We start from the raw sequence: 22,975 nt of genomic DNA on the forward strand, positions 1-22,975 counted from the left end.
CCTTACGCCTTGGACCCGGCGGTGCTGCGCTTGCGCGCGCCCGTACCGGAGCGGGAGGAGGCCGTGGACCTCTTCCGCGTCGTGGACCGGGCCCCGCTCTTCTTGGGCGCCGGGCCCTTCGCCCGCTTCTCGGACAGGAGCTGGCTGGCCCGTTCCGGGGTCATCTGCTCCACGGTCTCCGAGCGCGGCACGGTCACGTTGGTCTCGCCGTCCGTGATGTACTCGCCGAACCGGCCTTCCTTGATGATCATGGGGCGCTCGGTGATCGGGTCCGTACCCAGGTCCTTGAGCGGAGGCTTGGTGGCGCCGCGACCACGTTGCTTGGGCAGGGCGTAGATCCGCTGAGCCTCTTCGAGCGTGATCCCGAAGATCTGGTCCTCGCTCTGCAGCGAGCGGGAGTCCGAGCCCTTCTTCAGGTAGGGGCCGTACCGCCCATTCTGGGCGGTGATGACCTCGCCGTCCTTGTCCGTGCCCACTTCGCGCGGCAAGGAGAGCAGCTTGAGCGCGTCCTGGAGCGTGAGTTCCTGCATGTCCATGGACTGGAACAACGACGCCGTACGCGGCTTGGGTTTCTCGATCTTCTTCGGCTTGGGATTGCCGTTCTTGTAGTACTCGGTGGGGATCGCGTCGAGCTCCTCCTGGGTGGGCTCCGGGATCACCTCCGAGACGTAGGGACCGTACCGGCCGTCCTTGACCACGATGCTCCGGCCGGTGTCCGGGTCGGTTCCGAGTTCACGGCCGTCGGCCCGGCCGATCTCCATGAGTTCGGTGACCTTCTCCGGCGTGAGTTCGTCCGGGGCCAGGAAATCCGGGACGTTGGCCCGCACGGGGTCCGTGACCTCGCCGGTGTCCGGGTCCACCGATCCACCGGTTTCCAGGTAGGGACCGTACTTGCCCACACGCAGCGTCACGTCCTCCGTGAGGCGGATGGAGTTCAGCGCCCGTGCGTCGATGTCGCCCAGGTCGTCCACGATGGGCTTGAGGCCGTTGTCCGCGCCGTCCTCACCGAAGTAGAACCGCTGCAACCATTCCTGCCGGTCCTCCTCGCCGCGGGCGATCCGGTCCAGGCCTTCCTCCATCTCCGCGGTGAAGTCGTAGTCGACGTAGTCGGAGAAGTGTTCTTCCAGCAGACGCACGACGGAGAACGCCGTCCAGGACGGGATCAACGCGGTGCCGCGCACCTTGACGTAACCGCGGTCCACGATCGTGGAGATCACGGCCGCGTAGGTCGAGGGACGGCCGATGCCCATTTCGTCCATGGCCGCCACCAGGGAGGCCTCCGTGTAGCGGGCGGGGGGACGCGTCGAGTGACCGTCGGCGGTGACCTCCGCGGCCTTCAGTGCGTCGCCCTCCTCCATCTGCGGGAGACGCTTGCCGCCGGACTTCGCGTCGTCCTTGTCCGTGCCGGTGTCCCGGGCAGAGTCCTTGGCCTCCTGGTAGGCGGAGAGGAAGCCGGGGAAGGTGATCACGGTTCCCGAGGCGCTGAACTCGGCGACCCGCCCGTCAGTGGCGGTGGCGCCCAGGCGCACGGTCGCGGTGAAGCCCTTGGCATCGGCCATCTGGGAGGCCACGGTGCGCTGCCAGATCAGTTCGTAGAGCTTGAACTCGTCCGCCGACAACTGCGAGCGCACCTGGTCGGGGGTCCGGAAGTGGTCCCCGGCGGGGCGGATGGCCTCGTGCGCCTCCTGGGCGTTCTTGGACTTGGAGGCGTACCGACGCGGGGAATCCGGAACGTAGTCCCCGCCCCACAGTTCCTGTGCCTGACGACGCGCGGCGTTGACGGCCTGCGTGGACAGGGCCACGGAGTCCGTACGCATGTAGGTGATGTAACCGTTCTCGTACAGGCGCTGGGCCACCTGCATGGTCGAACGGGAGCTGAAGTGCAGCTTCCGCGCGGCGTCCTGCTGCAGCGTGGAGGTCGTGAAGGGGGCCTTGGGCCGGGAGACGTACGGCTTGGTCTCCTGGGAGACCACGGTGAACTGGGCTTCGGCCAGTCCCTCGGCCAAGGAGGTGGCGTCGGCCTCGTCCAGGTGCACCACTGAGCCGGGCTTCTTCAGGGCGCCGTCGTCGTTGAAGTCCTTGCCGCCGGCCACCTTGCGGCCGTCCACGGAAACCAGGCGGGCCCCGAAGCTCGACCCGGCGTCCGGACCGGTGGTGCAGGTGAACTGGCCGTTGAGGTCCCAGTAGTCCGCGGCGACGAAGGCCATGCGTTCGCGTTCGCGCTGAACCACCATGCGGGTGGCCACGGACTGCACGCGACCGGCCGAGAGACCGGAGGAGACCTTGCGCCAGAGCACGGGTGAGATCTCGTAACCATAGAGCCGGTCCAGGACACGGCGGGTCTCCTGGGCGTCGACCAGGTCGATGTCCAGGTCACGGGCTTCCCCGAAGGAGCGCTCGATGGCTTCCCGGGTGATCTCGGGGAAGGTGATGCGGTAGACCGGCACCTTGGGCTTGAGCACCTCGTACAGGTGCCACGCGATCGCTTCGCCCTCACGGTCACCATCCGTGGCCAGGTAGAGGGCGTCGCATTCCTTGAGCTTGCGCTTGAGCTCCGTGACCTTCTTCTTCTTGTCCGTGTTGACCACGTAGTAGGGCTCGAAGCCGGAGTCCACGTCCACCGCGAACTTGCCGTACGGGCCCTTTTTCATCTCCGTGGGCAGCTCGGACGGCTGCGGAAGGTCGCGGATGTGCCCCATGGAGGAATCCACCTCGTAGGCATCACCCAGGTACCCGGCGATGGTCTTCACCTTCGACGGGGACTCCACGATGAGCAGGCTCTTGCCTGTTCCCGTGTTCTTGTTGGCCACAGTCTCTCCTCAGCGCAGCACCCCCGACGGCGGTCGTTCAGTTGCCGTCGGCGGGATCGGTCGCGGTAGCTGGACGGCAAAGTACCGCCCGGAAGCTCCGCTCCCCTACCCTAACGGCACGACTGGGGCGCAACGTCCGATCCTCCGCGCACTGTGACGGCGACGGCGCACACACTCGGGGCCCGCCGTCACGTTGACGGCGGGCCCCGAGTGAAGTGCGCGACGGGAGGGTCAGTCCTCGTCCTCGTCGTCGCCGGGCGTGACCTCACCGGTGGCTTCGTTCGCCGAGATCGGGAAGGCGCGGCCCGAGACCTGCTCGGGTTCGATGACCACGAAGTACGGCTTGAACGTCCGGATCCACGGGCGCAGATTGAGTTCCTCAGCCATCTCGAACTCCGGGCCGTCCTCGATCCGGCGGGCACGGCCGTGAACCACCACGGAGGAGACCTCCAGGTGCTCGGCATCCAGACGCACCTTGCGGTCGGCTTCGAAGGCCACGTTGTTGTTGACCACCAGGGAGGCCAGCTTGGAGCCCTGCGCGGTGCGGAACCACAGCTTGCGCTGGTGGACCACGAAGTTCACGGGGAAGATGTCGACCACCCCGGAGACCACGACGGCCAGCCGACCGAACGGCTCCGAATCCAGCAGTTCCCAAGCTTCGTCACGGGACAGTTCGCGGTATCGGTTCTCGGTGCTCATGCCCCTATTCTTCCACCCCGCGGCTCCGGGGTCAGCCCTGGAGGCCACCCGCGGAGGATGTTGCTTCGGGCACCAGGAATCCGTCGATCAGCAGGTGCCGCGTCTCCTCCAGAACGGCCTGCCCCTCCGGGGATTCCGGGGCCGGTTGTTCCCACTCCAGCAGGGCGCCCAGGGCGGTCACGATCTGGGCGACGGACAGCTCACCGTCGCAGGCACCGACCAGGCCGGCAGTGGCCGAGGTGAGAACGTCCGTTCGCTGAAGGCCCGCGCCCTGCCGCAACAGAATCACCGACGGGTCCTCGGCCCCCGGACGCAGGTGCCGTTCCTCCGTGACGTGCTCCGGTACCACCAGGTGCAGATCGGTCCACCGGTCGCCCAACCGGTCCAGGAGGTCCTGGCGCTGGTTCGTGGCGGCCAGGACTTCCGCCACGGGCTGCTGCACGGGGTGGGTCAGGCTCTCGAAGCGACGACGACGCTCCCGCTCGCCGTCCGGCCGCGCGTCGTCCGGCCGTTCCAGGCGCACGTAGCCGAAGCCGACACCTTGCACCGCACGGGAGTCGAAGTCCCGCAGGTAGTCGGAGTAGGAGGCTTCGTAGGCCTCCCTGTCCAGGTGTTCGGAGGCGTCCCGCAACCAGGTCTCGGCGTACTCCTGGGGAGATTGGATCTCCCGCTGGATCACCCAGGCGTCGAGGTCCTCGGGTACCCAGGACCGCACGTTCCGGTCCCAGTCCCGGGCGGGGTCCGACGCCGTGATTTCCCAGTTGGCCAGCAGGTGTACGGTCGCGCCCGGGGCCATGACGGTGTGCAGCGACCCGATCAGTTCCGCCACCAACCGGTCTCCCGGGCGGCCACCGTCGCGGTAGGTGTAGCGATCGGAGTCGGCCTCACCTGCCGTTCTGGGCGTGATGACGAACGGCGGGTTGGTGACCACCAGGTCGAACTGCTCCCCCTTGACCGGGTCCAGGAGGGACCCGTGACGCAGGTCCACCCTCTGCCCCAGGTCCTCGGGGTCCAGACCGAGGGTCGGTGCGTTGAGGACCAGGTTGAATCGGGTGAAGGCCAGGGCTCGTTCGGAGAGGTCCGTGGCCACCACGTGCTCGGCGTGGGACAGCAGGTGGAAGACCTGCACGCCGCACCCCGTTCCGATGTCCAGGGCGCGATCCACGGGGCGGCGCTCGGTGATCTGCGCCAGGGTGAGGGAGGCGCCCCCGATTCCCAGGACGTAGTCGTGCCGCAACGGACCCGGCCGTTGGAAGGAGGTCAGATCGGCGGTGACCCACAGTTCCAGCCCGTTGTCCGCCGAATGCAGGTCCAGGTCGACCAGGCTGCGAACCGTCCCGACCTGGTTCCGTTCGACGAGCCCGAGGTCCACCAGGTCCTGAACGGATGCACCCTCCAGCGCGGCTCCGAGGTCGGCCTCGACCACGGGACGGGCCAACACGAACAGGCTGATCAGGCGCCCCACGGGAGCTTCCGTGCCCGCCCGCCGGTGGGCCTCCAAGGCCAGCAGGGCGGGCGTGGCCTGATCGCGGCTCAACGCCTGGACGGCTGGCTCCCCCAGGTACTCCCGGAGCCCCGCCGCGGTGAAGGAGGCGGCCGTCAGCGCGGAACGCAGGCGGGCCACCGCCGCGAGGTCCTCGGAACGCGGGGCGTCGATCATCGGGCGGCCTCTCGGTCAGGGACGGGGGCGTGCTGCGCCGGGCCGCAGCCTTGCGGGCAGGTCAGGCCGTCGTCGTCGTGGACCTGAACGTGGTCCGCACAGGCCAGGAAGCGTCTGTGGCAGGTCACGTCCGAGCAGTTGACGAAGGTTCGGGCGGGGGAACCGCAGACGTCGCACGTGCCGATCACGGCGGCCTCGGGTGAGAAGTCGATGGCACCGCGGGCGTCGAACACGGCCAGTGACCCTTCCCAGAGCCCCGAGTCCTGCCTGGCCTCCCCGTAGCGAACGATGCCGCCGTCGAGTTGGTAGACCTCCTGGAAACCGCGGCTGAGCATGAGCGCGGACAGGAATTCGCACCGGATGCCGCCCGTGCAGTACGTGACCACGGGCTTGTCCTTGAGGTCGTCGTACCGGCCGGATTCGAGTTCGCGGACGAAGTCGTGGGTGGTTTCGACGTCGGGAACGACGGCGCCCTTGAACTTCCCGATGCGGGACTCCCAGGCGTTGCGCCCGTCGAAGAAGACCAGGTCCTCCCGTTCTGCGGCCAAGTGATCGAGTTCGTCCGGGCTGATGTGGACGCCACCGTCGATCACGCCGTCGGGCCCGACCTTGACCTCACCGGGGGCGCCGAAGGCCACCAACTCGTCCCGCACCTTGACGGACAGGCGCGGGAAATCGGCCGCGCTGCCGTCGGACCACTTGAGTTCCATGCCCTTGAACCCCGGGTAGGAGCGCGTGATCTTGGCGTACTGCTTGAGGGCGTTGACCTCCCCGCCCACGGTGCCGTTCAGTCCGTCGGGCGAGACCAGGATGCGGCCCCGCAGTTCAAGGCGTTCGCACAGTTCGCGCTGCCACAGTGCCACGGCCTGCGGATCGGGAAGCGGGGTCAAGCTGTAGTAGAGCAGAATGCGGTTCACTGACACGGGGTCAAGGGTATGCCTTGCGACCGCGCGCCTCGACGGCCCCGCGGCTGCTGACGTGGCCGCTCTCCGGGAGGTCTGAGGCTCTCAGCCGAGGCGGAAACTGCGGCCGGTCACGCGTGTGGGCACGATCTCGACGAACTCGATCTTCTCGGTGTCCAGCCAGGGCTTGAGGTCCAGGGAGCGGGCGTGCTCCAACTCCTCGTTGTCCGTCAGCTGTCGCGCGGAACCGCGGGCCAGGACCGACCAGGCGCTGTCACCGGCGACCCGGTCGATTTCGAGGGCCACCTTGCCCGTCAGTGTCAGGCGGAAGAGCTTGGCCCCGCGTGCCGTCCGGAAGTAGAGCTTGCGCCCGTCCGCCACGAAGTTGATGGGCGTGATCTCGATGTCCTCGTCGTCCATCGTGGCCAGCCGACCGAATCGCGCGGCTTCCAGGTACTCCCAGCACTGGTCCTCGGTCAGGGCTTCGCTGGCCCGCTCCTGCTGGTGTGCGTCCTGGTCCTCGGGTAGCGGCGCAGGGTTCATCATACTTCCGGTGCTCATGTCTTGATTCTTGCACTGCGTCCGACCGGTCTCACCAGAGTTGCCCGATTCTTTACACGCCTGCGTTTGCGTGGCTGTCTTTGCGTGCTCGCCCGGGTACCGGGACGGTGCAACGGGTCGGGCGGTCATGCGGTCGGAGCGGGATGGGAGAATACGGCGGTGCCCGTTCACGACTCCCTGCTCCCGCTGCTCGGACGAGGCGACGCCCCCGAAGAGGTCCGCCACGTGCGAGAGCTGCCGGCCAGCGACGCCGTGACGGCGCCGTGGCCCAGCAACGTGCACCCCGACGTCGTCGCCGCCTACGCAGGTCTGGGGATCCACGAACCGTACCGACATCAGGCGCAGGCCATGGGGGCCGCCGCCGAGGGGCACGTCGTGATCGCCACAGGGACCGCCTCCGGGAAGTCCATGGCGTACCAGGCACCGCTGCTCTCCGCGATTCATTCGGGTCGGCTGAAGGCGCAGGCCGCCCCCGGTGTACTCCAGCACGCGGAGGAAGCCACTGCGCTGTACCTGGCCCCCACCAAGGCCTTGGCCGCGGACCAGTTGGCCTCCGTGCGGGCGCTGTCCTCCGGGCTGATGGTCCGCGCGGATTCCTACGACGGCGACACCCCTCAGGAACAGCGACGTTGGATCCGGGACCACGCCGACCTGGTCCTGTGCAACCCGGACATGCTCCACGCAGGTGTGTTGCCGAACCATCCCCAGTGGAGCCGGTTCCTGCGGAGGCTGCGCTACGTCGTCGTGGACGAATCGCATGTGTACCGGGGCGTCTTCGGCTCCCACGTGGCCAATGTTCTGCGGCGGCTGCGGCGCGTGGCCGCACTGTACGGGGCCAATCCGGTGTTCATCGGCGCCTCGGCCACCTCTTCCGGACCCCGGCAGTCCTTTGCGCGGTTGATCGGTGTGGATGCAGGGGCGGTGGAAGAGGTGACCCGGGACGACTCCCCGCACGGCCCCGTGACGGTTGTGCTGTGGGAGCCGGAGCAGTCCGGGGCCGAGGGGGAACACGGTGCCCCGACCAGGCGCAGCGCCATGTCCGAAGCCGCCGACATGCTCACCGACCTGGTGCTCAAGCAGGTCCGGACCCTGGCGTTCGTCGGGTCCCGGCGTGGGGCGGAAACGGTCGCGCAGATGGCGCACCGTCAGCTGGACGAGGTGGAGCCGGGCCTGTCCCACCGGGTGGCCGCCTACCGCGCCGGTTACCTCCCGGAGGAACGCCGCGAGTTGGAGGCACAACTGGGCGATGGCCGGCTCCTGGGCCTGGCATCGACCTCCGCCCTGGAGCTGGGGATCGACGTCGCGGGGCTCGATGCGGTGCTGGTGGCCGGTTGGCCGGGAACTCGTGCGTCGTTCTTCCAACAGATCGGGCGTGCGGGCCGTGCCGGGCAGCAGGCGCTGGCGGCCTTCATCGCCCGGGAGGACCCGTTGGACACGTATCTGGTGAACCATCACGAGGCGATTTTCGACATCGACGTCGAAGCCACGGTGTTCGACCCCTCCAACCCCTACGTCCTGTCACCCCACCTGTGCGCGGCGGCGGCCGAGCAGCCGCTGTCTCCCGAGGACATGAAGGTCTTCGGCCCCACCGCTGCGGACATCGTGGAATCCCTGGTGCGGGCCGGTCAGCTACGACGGCGCCCGGCCGGGGTGTTCTGGACCCGCGCCGAGGACCCCGCGTCGATGATCTCGATCCGCGCCGAAGGTGGCGGACCGCTGCAGATCATCGAAACCGACACCGGCCAGGTCCTGGGTTCCATCGGTACGGGTCAGGCCCATCAGCAGACCCACCCGGGTGCGGTGTACGTGCACCAAGGCCGGTCCTACGTGGTGGACGAACTCGACCTGGAACACCACGTGGTGGAGGTGACCAGGGCGCACCCGGACTACTACACGACGGCGCGGGACGTCACCTCCGTGAAGGTCCTGGAAGAGCGGCGACGGGAGGTCTGGGGACCGGTGACCGTGCACACGGGCTCGACCCAGGTGACCTCGCAGGTGGTGTCCTACCAACGCAAGGCTGTTCCGGGCAACGAGATCATCGGCGAGGAGCCGTTGGACCTCCCGCCCACGGATCTGTTCACCACCTCCGTCTGGTTCACCGCCCCCGCACCGGTTCTGGCGGCCGCCGGGATCGAAGAACCCGACCTCCCCGGAGCTCTGCACGCCGCCGAACACGCCATGATCGGTTTGTTGCCGTTGCTGGCCACCTGCGACCGGTGGGACGTGGGGGGCCTGTCGACCGCACTGCACGCTGACACCGAGCTGCCCACGATCTTCGTGCACGACGGCCACCCGGGAGGCGCCGGATTCGCAGAGCGGGGGTACGAACTCGCCCGCACCTGGTTGAGCGCCACCAAGGACGCGATCGAGTCCTGCGAGTGCGAATCCGGATGCCCCTCCTGCGTGCAGTCACCCAAGTGCGGCAACCGGAACGACCCGTTGGACAAGGCCGGAGCCATCGCGTTGTTGAAGGCTTTTCTGGATCATGCACCCGCCTGAGCCGCGAAGGGGCTGTCCTCGGGTGGTCCGGCCCTGCTGACGTTCTTCGCCTGCCCGAGCGGGGACAGGACACCGGGCAGGTCGATGCCCACGGTCACGTCCACCGTCGTGAGGTCGGGCTCCACCAGGGAACACTCGAGCAGCTCTGCCCCGTTCTCCTCGGCCACCCGTCGAGCGGCGTCGCACGGGTCTCCGGGAACCAGCCCCCTGGCGGTGTCGGCCGCGGCCAGTGCCGCCAGGTCGGCGGCGTTACCCGCCCGGTGTTTGAGCACCCCGGCCTGACCGACCAGCAGGACGCCGCCCAACAGGAAAATGGCCACCAGAACGATGATGAGTCCGAAGACCGTTCCTGCACCATGGTCCTGGTGGTCCGGGGGCACAGGGTGGTCGACGTCATTGTTCATCGAGGACCACCCCCTCGGTGATGGTGGCCGCGGTGGCGGACAGTTCCAGACCGCCCCAGTCCGCGAGGATCCCGGGAGCGGGGACGATCACTTCGGCTTCCGCCCGGCCGTCCCGGATCTCGACCGAGACCTCGGCAGAGTCTCCCGCGATCGAGCGAGCCTCGTGGACGGCCGTGGCTTCACTTTCCCCGCGGGCGACGACGCGTGCCGCCGCGCCCGCTGCCTCCTCACACCGCACCTGGATGGTCGCCGCCGCGCCGCCTGCGAGGACGACCGCGAGCATGAGGACGATCGCCGGGAACACGATGGCCGTTTCCGCGGTCACCGCACCGCGGTCTTTCGAGTGGTCCTTCGGGTGGTCCTTCGGGTGGTCCTTCGAGTGGGAGGACTGGGATCGAGCGCGGTGGCGCGGATCACTCAGCGAGCCGCGCAGGCGATTGATGATGTGCGCGAACATGGTGGGCCTTTCTGGGTGGGTCCGCGGGTGACCGATCGGTTCCGCGAGAGTCGTGGGCGGGGTCGGCTCCGTGCTCGGTCCCGAGGGGCGTGGCCGGTCTTGATCCGCCGTCGCCGGGTTGAGAACAGAAGCGACCGTCCGGGAAGCGGGAAAGCAGGGAAGTCCTGGGGCCGCCGTCCACGACGGCGGCCCCAGGGTTCAGATGCCCAAGGCCTTGTTGATGATGGCCATGAGCAGCTCGCTGACGGTGTCCGAGGCGATCACGGCCGCCATGACCCCGCCGAACGCGGCCGCGGCGAGGAGCACGATGGCGTACTCCACGGTCGAGGCGCCGAGATCGGGGTCGGTTGCCAGCACCTCAGTGCCGCGGGTGACGATCTCGCCCTCCATGGGAGCGGTGGCTTCCAGGGCCTCGGCTGCGGACGGGGTGTCGGTGATGTGGTTGGGAGTCATCGGTCTTCCTCTTTCCTGTGATTTCCTGCGATTCCCCTCCCCGGTTGGGGCGGGGGTCCGCCGCAGCGGGTGCTGCAACGGGGTTGGGAGGGGTGGTGTGTCAGCACCACCGGACGGCCTATCCGAAGAAGTCCGGTACCAGGCCGATGAGGACGGGCACGATGCCCCAGGCGATGAAAGCCGGAAGGGAACAGAGCCCGAGGGGGACCACGAGTTGGACGGCCAGGCGTTCGGCCGCGGCCTCTGCGCGCCGGTGCTCTGCACGCCGCACCTGCGCCGAAGCTGCGCGGAGGGCGGAGGCGGACGGAGCACCTGAGACCGCCGAGAATGTGAGGGCGGATCGGAGGTCGTGGACCGGCAACGGAAGGGAGCCGGCTGCAGACCAAGCCTGCTTCCACGGCAACCCCAGGCTCAGGCCGTTGCCGACTGTCCGCAGCGCTGCCCCGGAAGGACCGTCCACGGTCTTGCCGAGGACCGTGAGACTGCGGTCCACGGGGACGCCGGCGTCGAGCATGGCGGCCACCAGCTCGACCAGCACACCTGCGGACACCGGGGTCTCGACGGTGGCCTCGTCCCCGGGCTCGGACACCTCGGACGGGTCCTCGGAACCGGAGCGCGGGGCCGTCGGCAACGCCTTGAACGATCTGGACTGCCCGTTCGGCATCCACCAGGTCAGCAGGGCAGCGGTCAGGAGGAACGCGAGCAGTGCCGTCACCAGGCCCGTGCCGATGGTGTTCATGCCGTCACCTCCCGGCGCCCGAGCCGTGGCTCGGCCGACGATCGGGGTGCCCGGCGGCGGGCGGGCTCCCCCGGGGAGGTGTGCGCGGCCCCTTCGGCCCGACGGACCATGCGGCCGGTCCACAGACGCCCGATCACGGTGAGGACCGCGCCCACGAGGCCGGCTCCGATTCCCCACGGGGTGGCCAGCAGAGTCCTGAGCGGGTCGGCCCCGATCAGGTAGCCCAGGCCCAGGGCCAACACCGGCAACCAGGTGAGAATGCGAACCGTTGCGCGGGAACCCGCGAGCGCGGTCTCTCGTGCTGCCGCTGCATCCAGATCGGCTTCCGTTGCTTCGGCCAGGCCCTCGAGCAAAGCGGCCAGGGGCGCACCGGTGCGCTCGGACACCTCCCAGCACCGTGCGAGATCTGCGAGCACCCCCCGCTCGACGCGGCGCAGGCGGCGGTTGTCCGAACTCGGATCAGCCGCAAGTTTCCGCATGGTCTGCGACGGGGCGCGGCCGACGGTCGATCCCCGGGCCACCGTTCGGCAGACGTCTTCCAGTCGCCGCCCGGTGGGAGTCGGATCAGGGGACTCGGCCAAGGACTCGGCGGCGACCTCGAAGGCCGAACTCGGTGTACGACCGACCTGCAGCAAGGCCGCCAGTTGACGCATCCAGACGACCCATTCAGCGGCTTCGGCGGCCACGTTGCGCCGATGACGGCGCACCTGGCGCAGCAACAGCCCGCCACGAGACCCGGCGACGTTCTCACCTGTGGCACTCACGTCACGGTTGCGACGGCCCGCCCCCTCCGCCCGAGTGGAAGGCTCGGCGGAGGGGTTGTGGAGGAACGAGTCCGCCAATCGCCCGCGCCGGCCCGTGGGCATGATCAGCAGGATCAGGGCCAGGAGCACAAGGACTGTGATGGTCACGGGGATCATCGCCGTTCTCCCCTTTCGGCCAGGTCCAGGAACCGCTGCCACGCAGGACCGTGCTCGTAGTCGGCCCCGGAACCCGAGGTGACGAGTCGGCAGGCGGAGCTCATGTGCAACACCCCGTCCTTCTCGTCGAGCAGCGCGACTGTTTGCAGGGCCCGCCGGCTCCCGCGGCGGTCGAGATGGATCACCAGGTCGAGGGCTGACCCCGCCTGCAGGGCCACGGCCTCACTGGTCATGCCGCCCAACGCGCCGAGTGCCGCCAGACGGGCGGGAACCGCCCGGGCGGAGTTGGCGTGAACGGTGCCCGCCCCCGTGTGCCCCGTGTTCAGCGCCGTGAGCAGCTCGCGGACCTCGGCACCGCGACATTCCCCAACGACGATGCGGTCCGGCCGCATCCGCAAGGACTGCCGCACGAGTTCGGCCAGCTCGATCGCGCCGCTGCCTTCGACGTTCGCGTGACGGGCCTGCATCCCGACGACGTGCGGGTGTTCGGGCCGCAGCTCGGCGGCATCCTCGATGAGCACGATCCGCTCATCCACCGGGCAAGCGCTCAGCAGGGCATTCAGGACCGTGGTCTTGCCCGCTCCCGTGGAGCCGGTGACCAGGAGGTTCGCTCCCCCGGCGGTGGCCGCCAGCAGCAAACCCAGGACCTCCGCGCTCACCGTGCCGCTGTTCACCAGGTCGTCCACGGTGATCACGTCGCGGTGCCGGAAGCGAACCGAAATCAGGGTTCCGCCGGTGGAGATCGGGGGCAGGACTGCGTGCACCCGCATGCCGTCCGGAGTCTGCACGTCCACGCACGGGTGGGCTTCGTCCAGTCTCCGGCCGGCCGAGGAGATCAGTCGTACGGCCAGGGCCCGGACTTCGTCGTCCCCGGCGAAGGGCGAGGGAACCCGCACGGGACCAGCGCCGGCCTCCCACCAGACGTCGTCGGCGCCGTTGATCCACACGTCCGTGAGTCCGTCCTGTGGCAGCATGTGCTCGAGCGGCCCCAGGCCGGTGAGTTCGGCGCGGATGCTGCGCACCGCGTGCAGGGTGCCCCCGGCCCCGAGGACGTGCCCGGAGGCCCGCACCGCCCGGGCGATGCGCGCGTCCGTGACCCGCCCACCGTCGGCCAGCAGGCTCTCGCGGACGATCTCGAGCAAGGCCGGGTCCACCCGGGAGGACTGCTGTGTCTGCACGTGCGTGCTCATCAGAAACCACCCCCTCGGGTGCCCCCGGAGACCGGGCTCAGCACGTTCGTCAGTTCGTCCCAGATCTGGGAGACGGACTGCGCGTGCGGCCGTTTGCCGCCACGGTCCAGGAGCCGCCCGGTTTCGGCCGCCTCGGGCACCCGTCCGTCGAACCTGATGTGTCCCACGGGTTCGCGGCCGAGGGCCTCCGTGACCAGGGCGTCGTCGACATCGGCCACGTCCACCCCGCACAGCACGCACTCCACCCGGGCCGGGGCCAGCAATTCGGTGGCCCGGTGGGCCGCCAGGACGCCCCGCACGGTACGCGGCAGGGTCAGGAGCACGACGTCGCAGTGTGTGGCCAGCGCTGTGTCCCCGGCCGCGACCCGTCCCAGATCCACGACGACGGCGTGGGCGGCCGTCCGCAATGCCGCCAGGACGGGAAGCCACGGAACCTGCACGGGTGGGTGCGGGGCGCGGTCCCAGGAGAGCCAGCGAAGGTCGTCATGGTCCACGTGGCCGGGCAACAGGGGCCACAGTTGCTCCGCCCGGAGGACGCCGTTGGACCGGCACAGATCCGGCCACCGCAAGGCATCGACCGCTTCCAGGCCCAGCAGGACGTCCAGGCCACAACCGTCGGGATCCGCGTCCACGAGCACGGTGCGGGCACCGTTGTCAGCGGCGTCCGCGGCCAGCCAACACGCCAGGGTCGAGGTCCCCACACCTCCGGCGGCACCGGCCACTCCGACGACGACGCCGGGCCCACCGGCGCTCTCCTGCGCCCGGGGAGACAGACGGTCCGCGAGCCAGGCTTCCGCCTCCGGCAGCACCGCCACCGGGCAGCCGCCGAGCAGTGCGGCGGCGTCCCACAGGCCGGAGTCCTCCGGCCGCCCCAGGAGCACGACTTCCCCACCGGCGTCGTCGCGGATGCCCGCCGTTGCCAACGAGCGCACGTCGTAGAGCTGAACGTCCACGGCTCCCACCGCCGCCCCCGCCACCGAGACCTTCAGGGTGGCGCCGGCAGACGCGCAGATCCCCGACACCAGGTGTCGCAGCGCCGAGTCCTCGGTCTGGAGTCCGACCCGCAGACCCTCGCCGTCGTTCGAGTCACCGTTCGAGTCACCGAACGACTCACCGGACGAGTCACCGGACGAGTCGTCGTACAACGTCCCCGGGTGGGTCTGCCCGCCCCGACCGGGGCGTTCCACCGTTGCCCCCGCGTGCTGTTGGGGGTGTTCGGCGGACCAGGGCACCTCCCCGGTCACCTCGTGGGGGAATTCGCCGGCTGAGCGGCGTCCCGAGGTGCGTGTTGTGTTCATGCCCACAACGGTGGACCCGCTGCACCGGGCGGCGCTGAGGCCCGGCGGTCAGATGTGTGTCCAGCCCGGTGGAACCTTCCGGCCACTCAGGTGTGGAGTCCGATGTTCGGGGGCACTGACCGGAGGACGGGCAGAATGGGCGCGTGTTCGTCGTCGTCACCCACGCAGCAGCTCAGGGCTCCGGCCCGTCACCGGGCACCGCCACGTCCGGTGACGCAACAGGTGACGCAGCGGGTGAGTTCACTGTGCAGGCTGTCTCCGCGCACGGGCGCCTCCTGGGCGAACCCCGCGTGGTGACCGCGGCCGATCTCGCCGCCCAGATCCGACGCCGTTCGGGCAGCCACGACGCCGACCTCGCAACCCCCGACCCCAGCGCAACAGACCCCACCACAACAGGTCCCTCCCTCCGAACCAGTACCGCCGACGCAGCGGGAACCGCAGCCCCTCGGTGGGTCTTCGAACGCAGCGTCACCGCCCTCCCGCCCGTGTTGGCGGCGGACCCGGACCTGCGGGCACCGCACCTGCACGACCTGCGGCTGGTGCAGTCGATCCTGCTCCGCGCACACACCGCACGCGGTTCCGGGGTCTCCTATCGCCCGGTCCTGGAGCCTCTGCCGGCATCCCAGCATCCCGGAATCGCCCCGGAACCGCCCGTGCGCTCCGTGTGGAACGGACCGGGCGAGGGACAGTTGGGGCTCTTCGACGCCGCACCCTCGTCCGGGTCCCCCGGGGACAGGTCGCAGCCGGCGGAGCGGATCGCCCCGGCCGTTGCAGAGCTCGGTGCCCAGATCCAGGCCATCGACAACTCGCGGGCCCCGGAAAAGCTCCGCCTGTTGGCTGCCCTGGAATCCACGGGAGCACTGCTGGCCGCGGATATGAACCGTGTGGGAATCCCGTGGGACTCGGCGGTCCACCGGAGACTCCTGGAGGAGGCTCTCGGCCCGGAGCCCGCGCCGAATGCGCGGCCGAGCCGGATGGGAGCGGCAGCCCGCCACCTGCGGGAGATCCTGGCGGCCCCGTCCCTGAACCCCGATTCCCCCCAGTCGCTGCTGCGCGGGCTGACGGACGCGGGCGTCCCCGTGGACTCCACCAACCAGTGGCTGCTCAAGGGCTGGGTCGAGGCTGCACCGGCCTCCACCCCGGGCGAACGTGCCCGCCGTGAGGCGCTGATCGAGCCCGTCCTCGAGTACAAGAAGATGTCGCGGTTGCTCACCGCCAACGGGTGGCACTGGCTGGAGAACTGGGTGCGCGAGGACCGGTTCCACGCCGAGTACGTGGTCGGCGGAGTGGTCACGGGCCGGTGGGCCGCGCGCGGCGGAGGGGCCCTGCAGATCCCCAAGGTGGTCCGGTCGGCCGTGCGACCCGGGCCCGGGCGGAAACTCGTGGTCGCGGACGCCGCGCAACTCGAACCGCGCGTCCTGGCCGTCCTGGCCCGCGACGACGCCCTGGCGGACGCCTCGCGCGGCCGGGACCTCTACCTGTCCGTTGCCGAACAGGGCCGTGCGCGTCATTCCGGGCTCACCGAGCGGTCGCACGCGAAGGTCGCGCTGCTGGGCGCGATGTACGGTGCCACGACGGGCGACAGCGGACGCTTGGTTCCCCAGCTGACCCGGCTGTTCCCCAAAGCCGTGGCGTACGTCGAGCACGCCGCCGCGGTGGGTGAACGCGGAGAGCAGGTGTGCACCTGGCTCGGCCGCTGGTCACCGGCCCCCGACGAACGATGGCTGACCACCGTTGCCGACACGGCCACCGCCGATGGCGAGCGCCGTGCCCGTTCGATGCGGCGCAGTCAGGGGCGGTTCACCCGCAATTTCGTGGTGCAGGGCTCGGCAGCGGAATGGGCGATGGCCTGGATGGAACGCATCCGTTCGGCGCTCAAGCGGGAGACACTGGACGCCGACCTGGTGTTCTTCCTCCACGACGAAATCATGGTCGACACCGACGCCACTCAGGCTCCGCGGGTCGAGGACATCGTCCGCGCTGCAGCCGCCGAGGCCACCCGCATGGTGTTCGGCGCCGTCCCGGTGGAATTCCCGGTCACCGTCGCCACGGTCGACAGTTACGACCAAGCCAAGTGAAGTCTTCGCACGGGTCTGGGGCACCCGCCCGGAGGCACGGTCACCGCGGGGCAGGTCGAACGTCGTCGGTGTCCCACGGGCACCCCCACCCCGTCGCGGTGAGCAGGTGGTCCAGAAGGATCCCCGTGAATCCCCAGACCACGACGTCGCCGTCTCCACCGGCCGGGTCCGTGATCTCCCGGGGGATGCGAAATGCCGGTGACCGGTGTCGCATCCGGGGAAAGTCCGGGCCGGAGATCTGGACCTCTGCGTTGTGACGCCGCTGCGGGTCCACCAGGTCCAGCAGCGGAGTGCGGAAGACCAGGGAGGATTCACGGTGGTCCACGACGTCCACCGGAACCGGGCGGCTCCACCAACCGACCACGGGCGTGACCTGGTGGGCGGAGACCGCCAGCGGAGTCCGGGGCAACACACCCAGGACCTCCACACCGTCCGGGTCCAGTCCGGTCTCCTCCTGAGCTTCACGCAGCGCCGCTCGGACGTGGGCCGCCTGAGCGGTGCCGGCGGGCAGTTGCACAAGGTCTGCGGGGTCGTTGGGGTCACCGTCCTCGGGGTCCAGACGCCCGCCGGGGAAGGCCACCTGCCCGGGGTGGGCGCGCAGAGTGGCCGCCCTCTGCACCAGCAGGAGGTCCAGGTCGGCGGTCACGTGATCCGTGGTCGAGTCCTGGGATCCGTCGGCTTTCCGGTCGGCGGACACCACCGGCAGCGCGGAGGTGACCGCGGGGACGTCGTCGAGCGCGCCGAGCAGGATCAGAACGGCCGATTCACGCATGGCGGACGGCGCGGGGAAGTCCTGGATCCGCAACGGGCCGCCGGTGTTGAGGTCCTGCACGGCGCGGATCAGGTCCGCACGGGCCTGGTGTTCGGTGGTGCCCATGGACCTCACAACTCCAGTCCGTGACCGGCCGAGCGCAGCTCCCGGCGCGTCATCCCGTCCAGGTATCCCGCCAGCAGGCCTTCGCGTCCCGCCGCGAATTCGTAGGTCAGCAGCTTGGCGGCGGCCTCCGGCTCCGTGGGGCCCGCACCGTAGGAGGGACAGAGATCTGCGACCGGGCACACCCCACAGGCGGGCTTCCGCGCGTGACAGATCCGGCGCCCGTGGTAGACCAACCGATGCGAGAGGTTCGTCCAGTCCTTGGGTTCGAACAGCGCCATGACGTCGGCCTCGACCTTGTTGGGGTCCTCCTCCACGGTCCATTCGAAGCGGCGGGCCAGCCGCCCGAAGTGGGTGTCCACGGTGATCCCCGGTTGGTCGAAAGCGTTTCCCAGGACGACGTTCGCGGTCTTCCGCCCCACGCCCGGCAACGTGACCAACTCGGTCAACGTCCCGGGAACCGCGCCGTCGAAGTCGTCCTCGATGCGCTGGGCGAGTCCTTGAACGGCCTTGGCTTTGGAGCGGTAGAAGCCCAACGGGCGCACCATCTCCTCCACGTCCGTGCGCTCGGCCTCCGCGAGCGCACGGGGTGTGGGCCAGCGTTCGAACAGCGCCGGTGTGGTGGCGTTGACCCGCACGTCCGTGGTCTGGGCCGAGAGCACGGTGGCCACCAGCAGCTCCCAGGCGGAACCGAAGTCCAGTTCGGCGACCGCGTACGGGTACGTCTCCCCCAGGACCACGTTGATCCGTCGGGCTCGCCGCTTACGTCCCAGGGCGGTTTCCTCGCGACCGGTGCGACGACGCCGGGACGCGCCCGCCCGGGCCTTGGCCGCGTCCACGATGCGCACGTGATCCGGCACCGGCCCACCTTCCGCGCGGTGCAGCGGGTGCGGCACGTCCTCCCGGCTGGGACCTTCGGCGGCGTTCGTCGTCATGACCCCGATGCTACGTTCCGCCGTCGCACCCGGATGACGGGCCGGACCTCCATGTCGTCACCCCGGAGTGACATCCCACGACGTACAACTTGGACACGTGTGGAATCGGAGGCCCACGGTGCTTTAAGGTCAGACCGAACATGTGACTCCCAGCACATATGCTGTGGCGTCCACGACGCCCGGGGCAACCTCCCGGGCCCGAGCCCCTTGGTGAGGAGCACACGCCGATGACCGAGCAGAACAACGACCTCCAGACCTACGCGCCCCCGCAGGTCTTCGTCGACCAGGCCAACGGAGGTCCCGAGCTCTACGAGCAGGCCGAGGCGGAGGGCACGGAGTTCTGGGCTCGCCAGGCCCGCGAACTGCTGACCTGGTCCAAGGACTTCACCACCACCCTCGACTGGTCCAACCCGCCGTTCGCCAAGTGGTTCGAGGACGGCACGCTCAACGCCGCCTACAACGCCGTGGACCGGCACGTCGAAGCGGGCAACGGGGACCGGGTGGCGCTGCTGTTCGAGGGTGAGCCGGGCGATTCTCGCTCCTACACCTACGCCCAGCTCAAGGACGAGGTCTCCAAGGCCGCCAACGGTTTTGCGTCCTTGGGAGTCGGCAAGGGCGACCGCGTGGCCGTCTACATGCCGATGATCGCCGAAGCCGTGATCACCATGCTCGCCTGCGCTCGCCTGGGGGCGATCCACTCCGTGGTCTTCGGCGGGTTCTCGGCCGAGGCCGTGCGTTCCCGCGTCGAGGACGGTGAGGCCAAGCTGGTGGTCACCGCAGACGGCTCCTACCGTCGCGGCAAGCCCACCACGCTCAAGCCCGCGGTCGACGCCGCCCTGGAGAAGGGCGGGGACTCCGTCCAGCACGTCCTGGTGGTCAAGCGCAACGGCGAGGACGTCGCCATGACCGAGGGTCGCGACGTGTGGTGGCACGACGTCGTGGACACCGCCTCCACCGAACACGCTCCGGTCGAGGTCGGGGCCGAGGACCCGCTGTTCATCCTCTACACCTCCGGGACCACCGGTAAGCCCAAGGGCGTTCTGCACACCACGGGCGGCTACCTGACCCAGGGTGCCTTCTCCATGAAGTACACCTTCGACCTCAAGTCGGAGACGGACGTCTACTGGTGCACCGCCGACGTCGGCTGGGTCACCGGGCACTCCTACGTCGCCTACGGCCCGCTGGTCATGGGTGCCACGCAGGTGATCTACGAAGGCACCCCGGATTCCCCGCACCGCGGCCGGTTCTGGGAGATCGTGCAGAAGTACGGCGTGACCATCATGTACACGTCCCCCACGGCGATCCGCACCATGATGAAGTGGGGCGAGGACATCCCGGCGGAGTACGACCTCACCTCCCTGCGTCTGCTCGGCACCGTGGGCGAGGCCATCAACCCGGAGGCCTGGGTCTGGTTCCACCGCGTGATCGGCGGGGGCAACTGCCCGATCGTGGACACCTGGTGGCAGACCGAGACGGGTGCGCACATGATCACCCAGCTGCCCGGCGTGACCGTGGCCAAGCCGGGGTCGGCCCAGCGTCCGCTGGCGGGCGTGAAGGTCGACGTCGTCGACGAGATGGGTGAGTCCCTGCAGAACGGCCAGTCGGGCTTCCTGGTGGTCCGCGAGCCCTGGCCGTCCATGATGCGCACCATCTGGGGTGACGACGAGCGATTCGTGCAGACCTACTGGTCACGCTTCGACGGCATGTACTTCGCCGGCGACGGCGCCCGTTTCGACGACGACGGCGACATCTGGATCCTGGGCCGCGTGGACGACGTCATGAACGTCTCCGGGCACCGCCTGTCCACCTCGGAGATCGAGTCGGCCCTGGTGTCCCACCCGACCGTGGCGGAGGCCGCCGTCGTGGGTGCCGAGGACGAGACCACCGGTCAGGCGGTCGTGGCCTTCGTGATCCTGACGGACGACGCCGCACAGGAGGGCCACGACAAGGCCGAACTCGGTGAGAAGCTGCGAGCCCACGTGGGCCAGGAGATCTCCCCGATTGCCAAGCCCAAGCGCGTGCTGATCGTCCCGGAGCTGCCCAAGACCCGTTCGGGCAAGATCATGCGCCGTCTGCTCAAGGACGTCGCGGAGGACCGTCCGGTCGGCGACGTCACGACTCTGGCCGATCAGACCGTCATGCAGCAGATCGTGGACTCGCTGCGGGACTGAGCGCCCCGTCCAACCGCGGCCCCGCCGCCCGGTCGTGAGTGGTCCCGCCCATCACCTTGGATGGGCGGGACCACTCGTCTCCGGATGTACGCGGGCGGACTACTCACCCTGCGGAACAGGTTCCCGTGTCCACGGGCTGGTTCGCGTCGGCGGCAGCGCTCAGGACCTCCTCGAGGGTCCCGGCGTCGACGGCGTACCCGGCCGGATCATCCACCGCCTTCCCGAACACCACACCGATCACGTGTCCGTCCATGTCCACGAGCGGGCCCCCGGAGTTGCCCTGCTGCACCTCACCGGCGAACTGCGTGACCCGCACGGGCTGAGAGCCGTCCACGGAACCCATCTCCGTGTACGCGCTCCCCTGAACGGTGGCCGGGCCGATGGACAGCGGTCCCGACTGCGGATAGCCGATGAAGGCCGCCTCCGTCCCGCTGCCCAGCTGTGCCAAGGCGTCGGCTCCGGCCAGGCTCAGCGGTTCCAACGCGAGATCCGGGACGGAGAGCACCGCCAGGTCGTGTTGGGGCTCAAACCGGACCACTTCGGCCGTCAGGCTCTGCCCCTCCGGCGTGAAAACCGTCACACCGTCGGTCCCCTGCACCACGTGGGCGTTGGTCACCACCTGACCGGGGGCCGTGACGAACCCCGAACCCGCCTGGTTGGTCCCACAGGCCGTCGCGGAGCCCAGGATGCGAACCGTGGAGGCCGAAGCCGCGGTCACCTCCGGATCGTCGACCTCGGTTCGGGGCGGTTCCACGGGCGGGTAGAGCAGTGCGTCGATCTCCCGAATGGCCGGGGCACCCGCGAGGTGTTCCTGGGCTGCCTGAATGCTGTCGAGCACCGGGGCGGGCATCAGGCGCTGCATGGTCTGGACGGTGCGCGAGCCCTCCAGCTGGGCCGCGAGCGCCGGGACGGGGACCTGTCGGAGGACTCCGGCAAGGGCGAGAACGACGACGACGCCGATCGCAAGCCCCAGTGCCCCACCCGCGGTGCGATCCAGGACCGTTGCCGTGGTGCTGCTCCTCGGGGGCGTCCCCAGCAGCCGCCCGAGAAGTGCCTCGCCCAAGGCCTGCCCTCCGAGCATGCAGACCACCAGGACCACGGCTAGCGTGACCACCTGCGCCCACCTGTCGGTTGAGATCACGTCCACGTGGGGAATGATCTGCAGCGCCAATACGAGGCCCAGCACCAGCCCCAAGGCACCCCCGGCGGTGCGCCCGATCCCTCTGAACACTCCGTGCAGCACGCTCACGCCGATCAGCAGGAGAACGACGAGGTCCACGACGTTGAACCCCTGGACCGCCCCGTCGCTGAAATCCATCAGCAGCTACCCTCTCCGGCCCGCACTCGACGACCTTCCCTGTGCTCTTCCCTGTGGTCTTCTCTGTGTTCTTCCCTGTGCTGTTCGTACACTCACCCCGAGCGCACCAGCAGGCCTTCACAGTAGTGAGCCACGCTGAGGAAGCCATGTGAGGTCCCCGGGGCAACGCCCGGGCGTCGTTACCGTTTGGAATCACGGCGGGTCGCACTAAAGTGATAATGATGATGTCTACTGCGTCACACCGATGACCAGGACTATGAACGACACGAGGAGCATCATGGATACAGACGTCCTACGACGGGCACCGCTGTTCGCGTCCCTCGACGACGAAGCCTTTGCGGCGCTGACGGACGAAATCACCGAGGTGGAGCTCCCGCGCGGTGCCACGCTCTTCCACGAGGGCGACCAGGGCGACCGCCTGTATTTCATCATTTCGGGAAAGATCAAGCTCGGCCGCACCGCGAGCGACGGCCGCGAGAACCTGGTGGCCGTGATGGGGCCGGGCGAATTGTTCGGGGAAATGGCTCTGTTCGACCCTTCGCCACGCTCGACCGCCGCCACCGCCGTCTCCGAGACGCACCTGGCGGGTTTGAACCACGACAACCTCAAGAAGGTCATCGAGCGCAACCCGGCGGTGTCACAGCAGTTGCTGCAGGCCCTCGCGCGTCGTCTGCGCCGCACCAACGAGAACCTGGCCGACCTGGTGTTCTCCGACGTCCCTGGCCGTGTGGCCAAGGCCCTGCTGGACCTGGCCGACCGTTTCGGACGTCAGACCCCCGACGGCGTCCTGGTGGCCCATGAGCTGACCCAGGAAGAACTGGCGCAGCTCGTCGGAGCGTCGCGGGAGACCGTGAACAAGGCGCTGGCCGAGTTCGTCCAGCGCGGTTGGATCCGCCTGGAGGCGCGCGCCGTGGTGATCCTGGACCTGCAACGGCTCAAGCAGCGCTCACGCTGACCCCGTGCGCTCGTCCGGCCCGTGGTGGCCGGACGAGCGCAGGGAAATC

The 22,975-nt window shown here is 69.3% G+C and carries 19 protein-coding genes; 4 read left to right on the top strand and 15 right to left on the bottom strand.

Translation table 11 applies throughout. The features are described from left to right. Positions 1-2: 2 nt before the first annotated feature. From topA to EDL96_RS00325, 5 genes are all read right to left on the bottom strand, one after another. A complete protein-coding gene (gene topA / locus EDL96_RS00305; protein ID WP_123823474.1) occupies positions 3-2,810 on the bottom strand; it encodes a type I DNA topoisomerase in 2,808 nt (935 codons plus the stop codon). Between the two features lie 231 nt (positions 2,811-3,041). Beyond that, a complete protein-coding gene (locus EDL96_RS00310; RefSeq protein WP_123823475.1) occupies positions 3,042-3,509 on the bottom strand; it encodes a pyridoxamine 5'-phosphate oxidase family protein in 468 nt (155 codons plus the stop codon). Between the two features lie 31 nt (positions 3,510-3,540). Beyond that, the gene (locus tag EDL96_RS00315) at positions 3,541-5,169 is read right to left on the bottom strand and encodes a DUF7059 domain-containing protein (protein WP_123823476.1); all 1,629 of its coding nucleotides are present in this window, start codon (positions 5,167-5,169) and stop codon (positions 3,541-3,543) included. Beyond that, positions 5,166-6,092 (bottom strand): oxygen-dependent tRNA uridine(34) hydroxylase TrhO, encoded by a 927-nt coding sequence (gene trhO / locus EDL96_RS00320; RefSeq protein WP_123823477.1) that lies wholly within the window; start codon positions 6,090-6,092, stop codon positions 5,166-5,168. Before trhO ends, EDL96_RS00315 begins: the two co-directional genes overlap by 4 nt. An 84-nt stretch (positions 6,093-6,176) precedes the next feature. Then, the gene (locus tag EDL96_RS00325) at positions 6,177-6,632 is read right to left on the bottom strand and encodes a pyridoxamine 5'-phosphate oxidase family protein (protein ID WP_233568570.1); all 456 of its coding nucleotides are present in this window, start codon (positions 6,630-6,632) and stop codon (positions 6,177-6,179) included. Positions 6,633-6,791: 159 nt separating this feature from the next. On the opposite strand from EDL96_RS00325, the gene EDL96_RS00330 reads away from it, so the two are divergent. Next, positions 6,792-9,134 carry a DEAD/DEAH box helicase gene (locus EDL96_RS00330; RefSeq protein ID WP_123823478.1) on the top strand — a complete coding sequence of 781 codons (2,343 nt, stop codon included), beginning with the start codon at positions 6,792-6,794 and terminating at the stop codon, positions 9,132-9,134. On the opposite strand, the gene EDL96_RS00335 is transcribed toward EDL96_RS00330, so the two are convergent. The 7 genes from EDL96_RS00335 to ssd form a co-directional block, all read right to left on the bottom strand. Further along, on the bottom strand, positions 9,119-9,538 hold the full coding sequence (locus EDL96_RS00335; protein WP_123823479.1) for an Rv3654c family TadE-like protein: 420 nt from the start codon (positions 9,536-9,538) through the stop codon (positions 9,119-9,121). The two genes, EDL96_RS00330 and EDL96_RS00335, sit on opposite strands and share 16 nt — an antisense overlap. Continuing rightward, positions 9,528-9,995, bottom strand: coding sequence for a TadE family type IV pilus minor pilin (locus EDL96_RS00340; RefSeq protein WP_233568571.1), 468 nt, complete (start codon positions 9,993-9,995; stop codon positions 9,528-9,530). Before EDL96_RS00340 ends, EDL96_RS00335 begins: the two co-directional genes overlap by 11 nt. A 198-nt stretch (positions 9,996-10,193) precedes the next feature. Beyond that, on the bottom strand, positions 10,194-10,448 hold the full coding sequence (locus EDL96_RS00345) for a DUF4244 domain-containing protein (protein WP_123823480.1): 255 nt from the start codon (positions 10,446-10,448) through the stop codon (positions 10,194-10,196). Between the two features lie 118 nt (positions 10,449-10,566). Beyond that, on the bottom strand, positions 10,567-11,187 hold the full coding sequence (locus EDL96_RS00350; protein ID WP_123823481.1) for a type II secretion system F family protein: 621 nt from the start codon (positions 11,185-11,187) through the stop codon (positions 10,567-10,569). Continuing rightward, on the bottom strand, positions 11,184-12,098 hold the full coding sequence (locus EDL96_RS00355) for a type II secretion system F family protein (protein WP_233568572.1): 915 nt from the start codon (positions 12,096-12,098) through the stop codon (positions 11,184-11,186). The genes EDL96_RS00350 and EDL96_RS00355 overlap by 4 nt, the downstream gene beginning before the upstream one ends. A gap of 5 nt (positions 12,099-12,103) precedes the next feature. Next, the gene (locus tag EDL96_RS00360) at positions 12,104-13,297 is read right to left on the bottom strand and encodes a TadA family conjugal transfer-associated ATPase (RefSeq protein ID WP_123823482.1); all 1,194 of its coding nucleotides are present in this window, start codon (positions 13,295-13,297) and stop codon (positions 12,104-12,106) included. Continuing rightward, entirely contained in the window at positions 13,297-14,595 is a 1,299-nt protein-coding gene (gene ssd, locus EDL96_RS00365) for a septum site-determining protein Ssd (protein ID WP_123823483.1), read from the bottom strand. Before ssd ends, EDL96_RS00360 begins: the two co-directional genes overlap by 1 nt. A 143-nt stretch (positions 14,596-14,738) precedes the next feature. Between ssd and EDL96_RS00370 the strand changes: the two genes are divergently transcribed. Next, positions 14,739-16,673, top strand: a complete 1,935-nt coding sequence (locus EDL96_RS00370; protein ID WP_233568573.1) for a bifunctional 3'-5' exonuclease/DNA polymerase — start codon at positions 14,739-14,741, stop codon at positions 16,671-16,673. A 40-nt stretch (positions 16,674-16,713) separates the two neighbouring features. Here EDL96_RS00370 and EDL96_RS00375 read toward each other — a convergent pair whose 3' ends face one another. Then, a complete protein-coding gene (locus EDL96_RS00375) occupies positions 16,714-17,550 on the bottom strand; it encodes an NUDIX hydrolase (RefSeq protein WP_123823484.1) in 837 nt (278 codons plus the stop codon). Between the two features lie 5 nt (positions 17,551-17,555). Then, a complete protein-coding gene (nth, locus tag EDL96_RS00380) occupies positions 17,556-18,482 on the bottom strand; it encodes an endonuclease III (RefSeq protein ID WP_123823485.1) in 927 nt (308 codons plus the stop codon). 227 nt (positions 18,483-18,709) lie between these two features. Here nth and acs point away from each other — a divergent pair, with 227 nt between their 5' ends. Continuing rightward, on the top strand, positions 18,710-20,653 hold the full coding sequence (acs, locus tag EDL96_RS00385; RefSeq protein WP_199732494.1) for an acetate--CoA ligase: 1,944 nt from the start codon (positions 18,710-18,712) through the stop codon (positions 20,651-20,653). A 103-nt stretch (positions 20,654-20,756) separates the two neighbouring features. On the opposite strand, the gene EDL96_RS00390 is transcribed toward acs, so the two are convergent. After that, complete coding sequence (locus EDL96_RS00390) at positions 20,757-21,971, bottom strand: MarP family serine protease (protein WP_123823487.1); 1,215 nt, start codon at positions 21,969-21,971, stop codon at positions 20,757-20,759. Between the two features lie 277 nt (positions 21,972-22,248). On the opposite strand from EDL96_RS00390, the gene EDL96_RS00395 reads away from it, so the two are divergent. After that, the gene (locus EDL96_RS00395) at positions 22,249-22,926 is read left to right on the top strand and encodes a Crp/Fnr family transcriptional regulator (protein WP_047689648.1); all 678 of its coding nucleotides are present in this window, start codon (positions 22,249-22,251) and stop codon (positions 22,924-22,926) included. Positions 22,927-22,975 lie beyond the last annotated feature (49 nt).

This window comes from Kocuria soli, from assembly GCF_003797835.1.
Taxonomy (GTDB): domain Bacteria; phylum Actinomycetota; class Actinomycetes; order Actinomycetales; family Micrococcaceae; genus Kocuria; species Kocuria soli.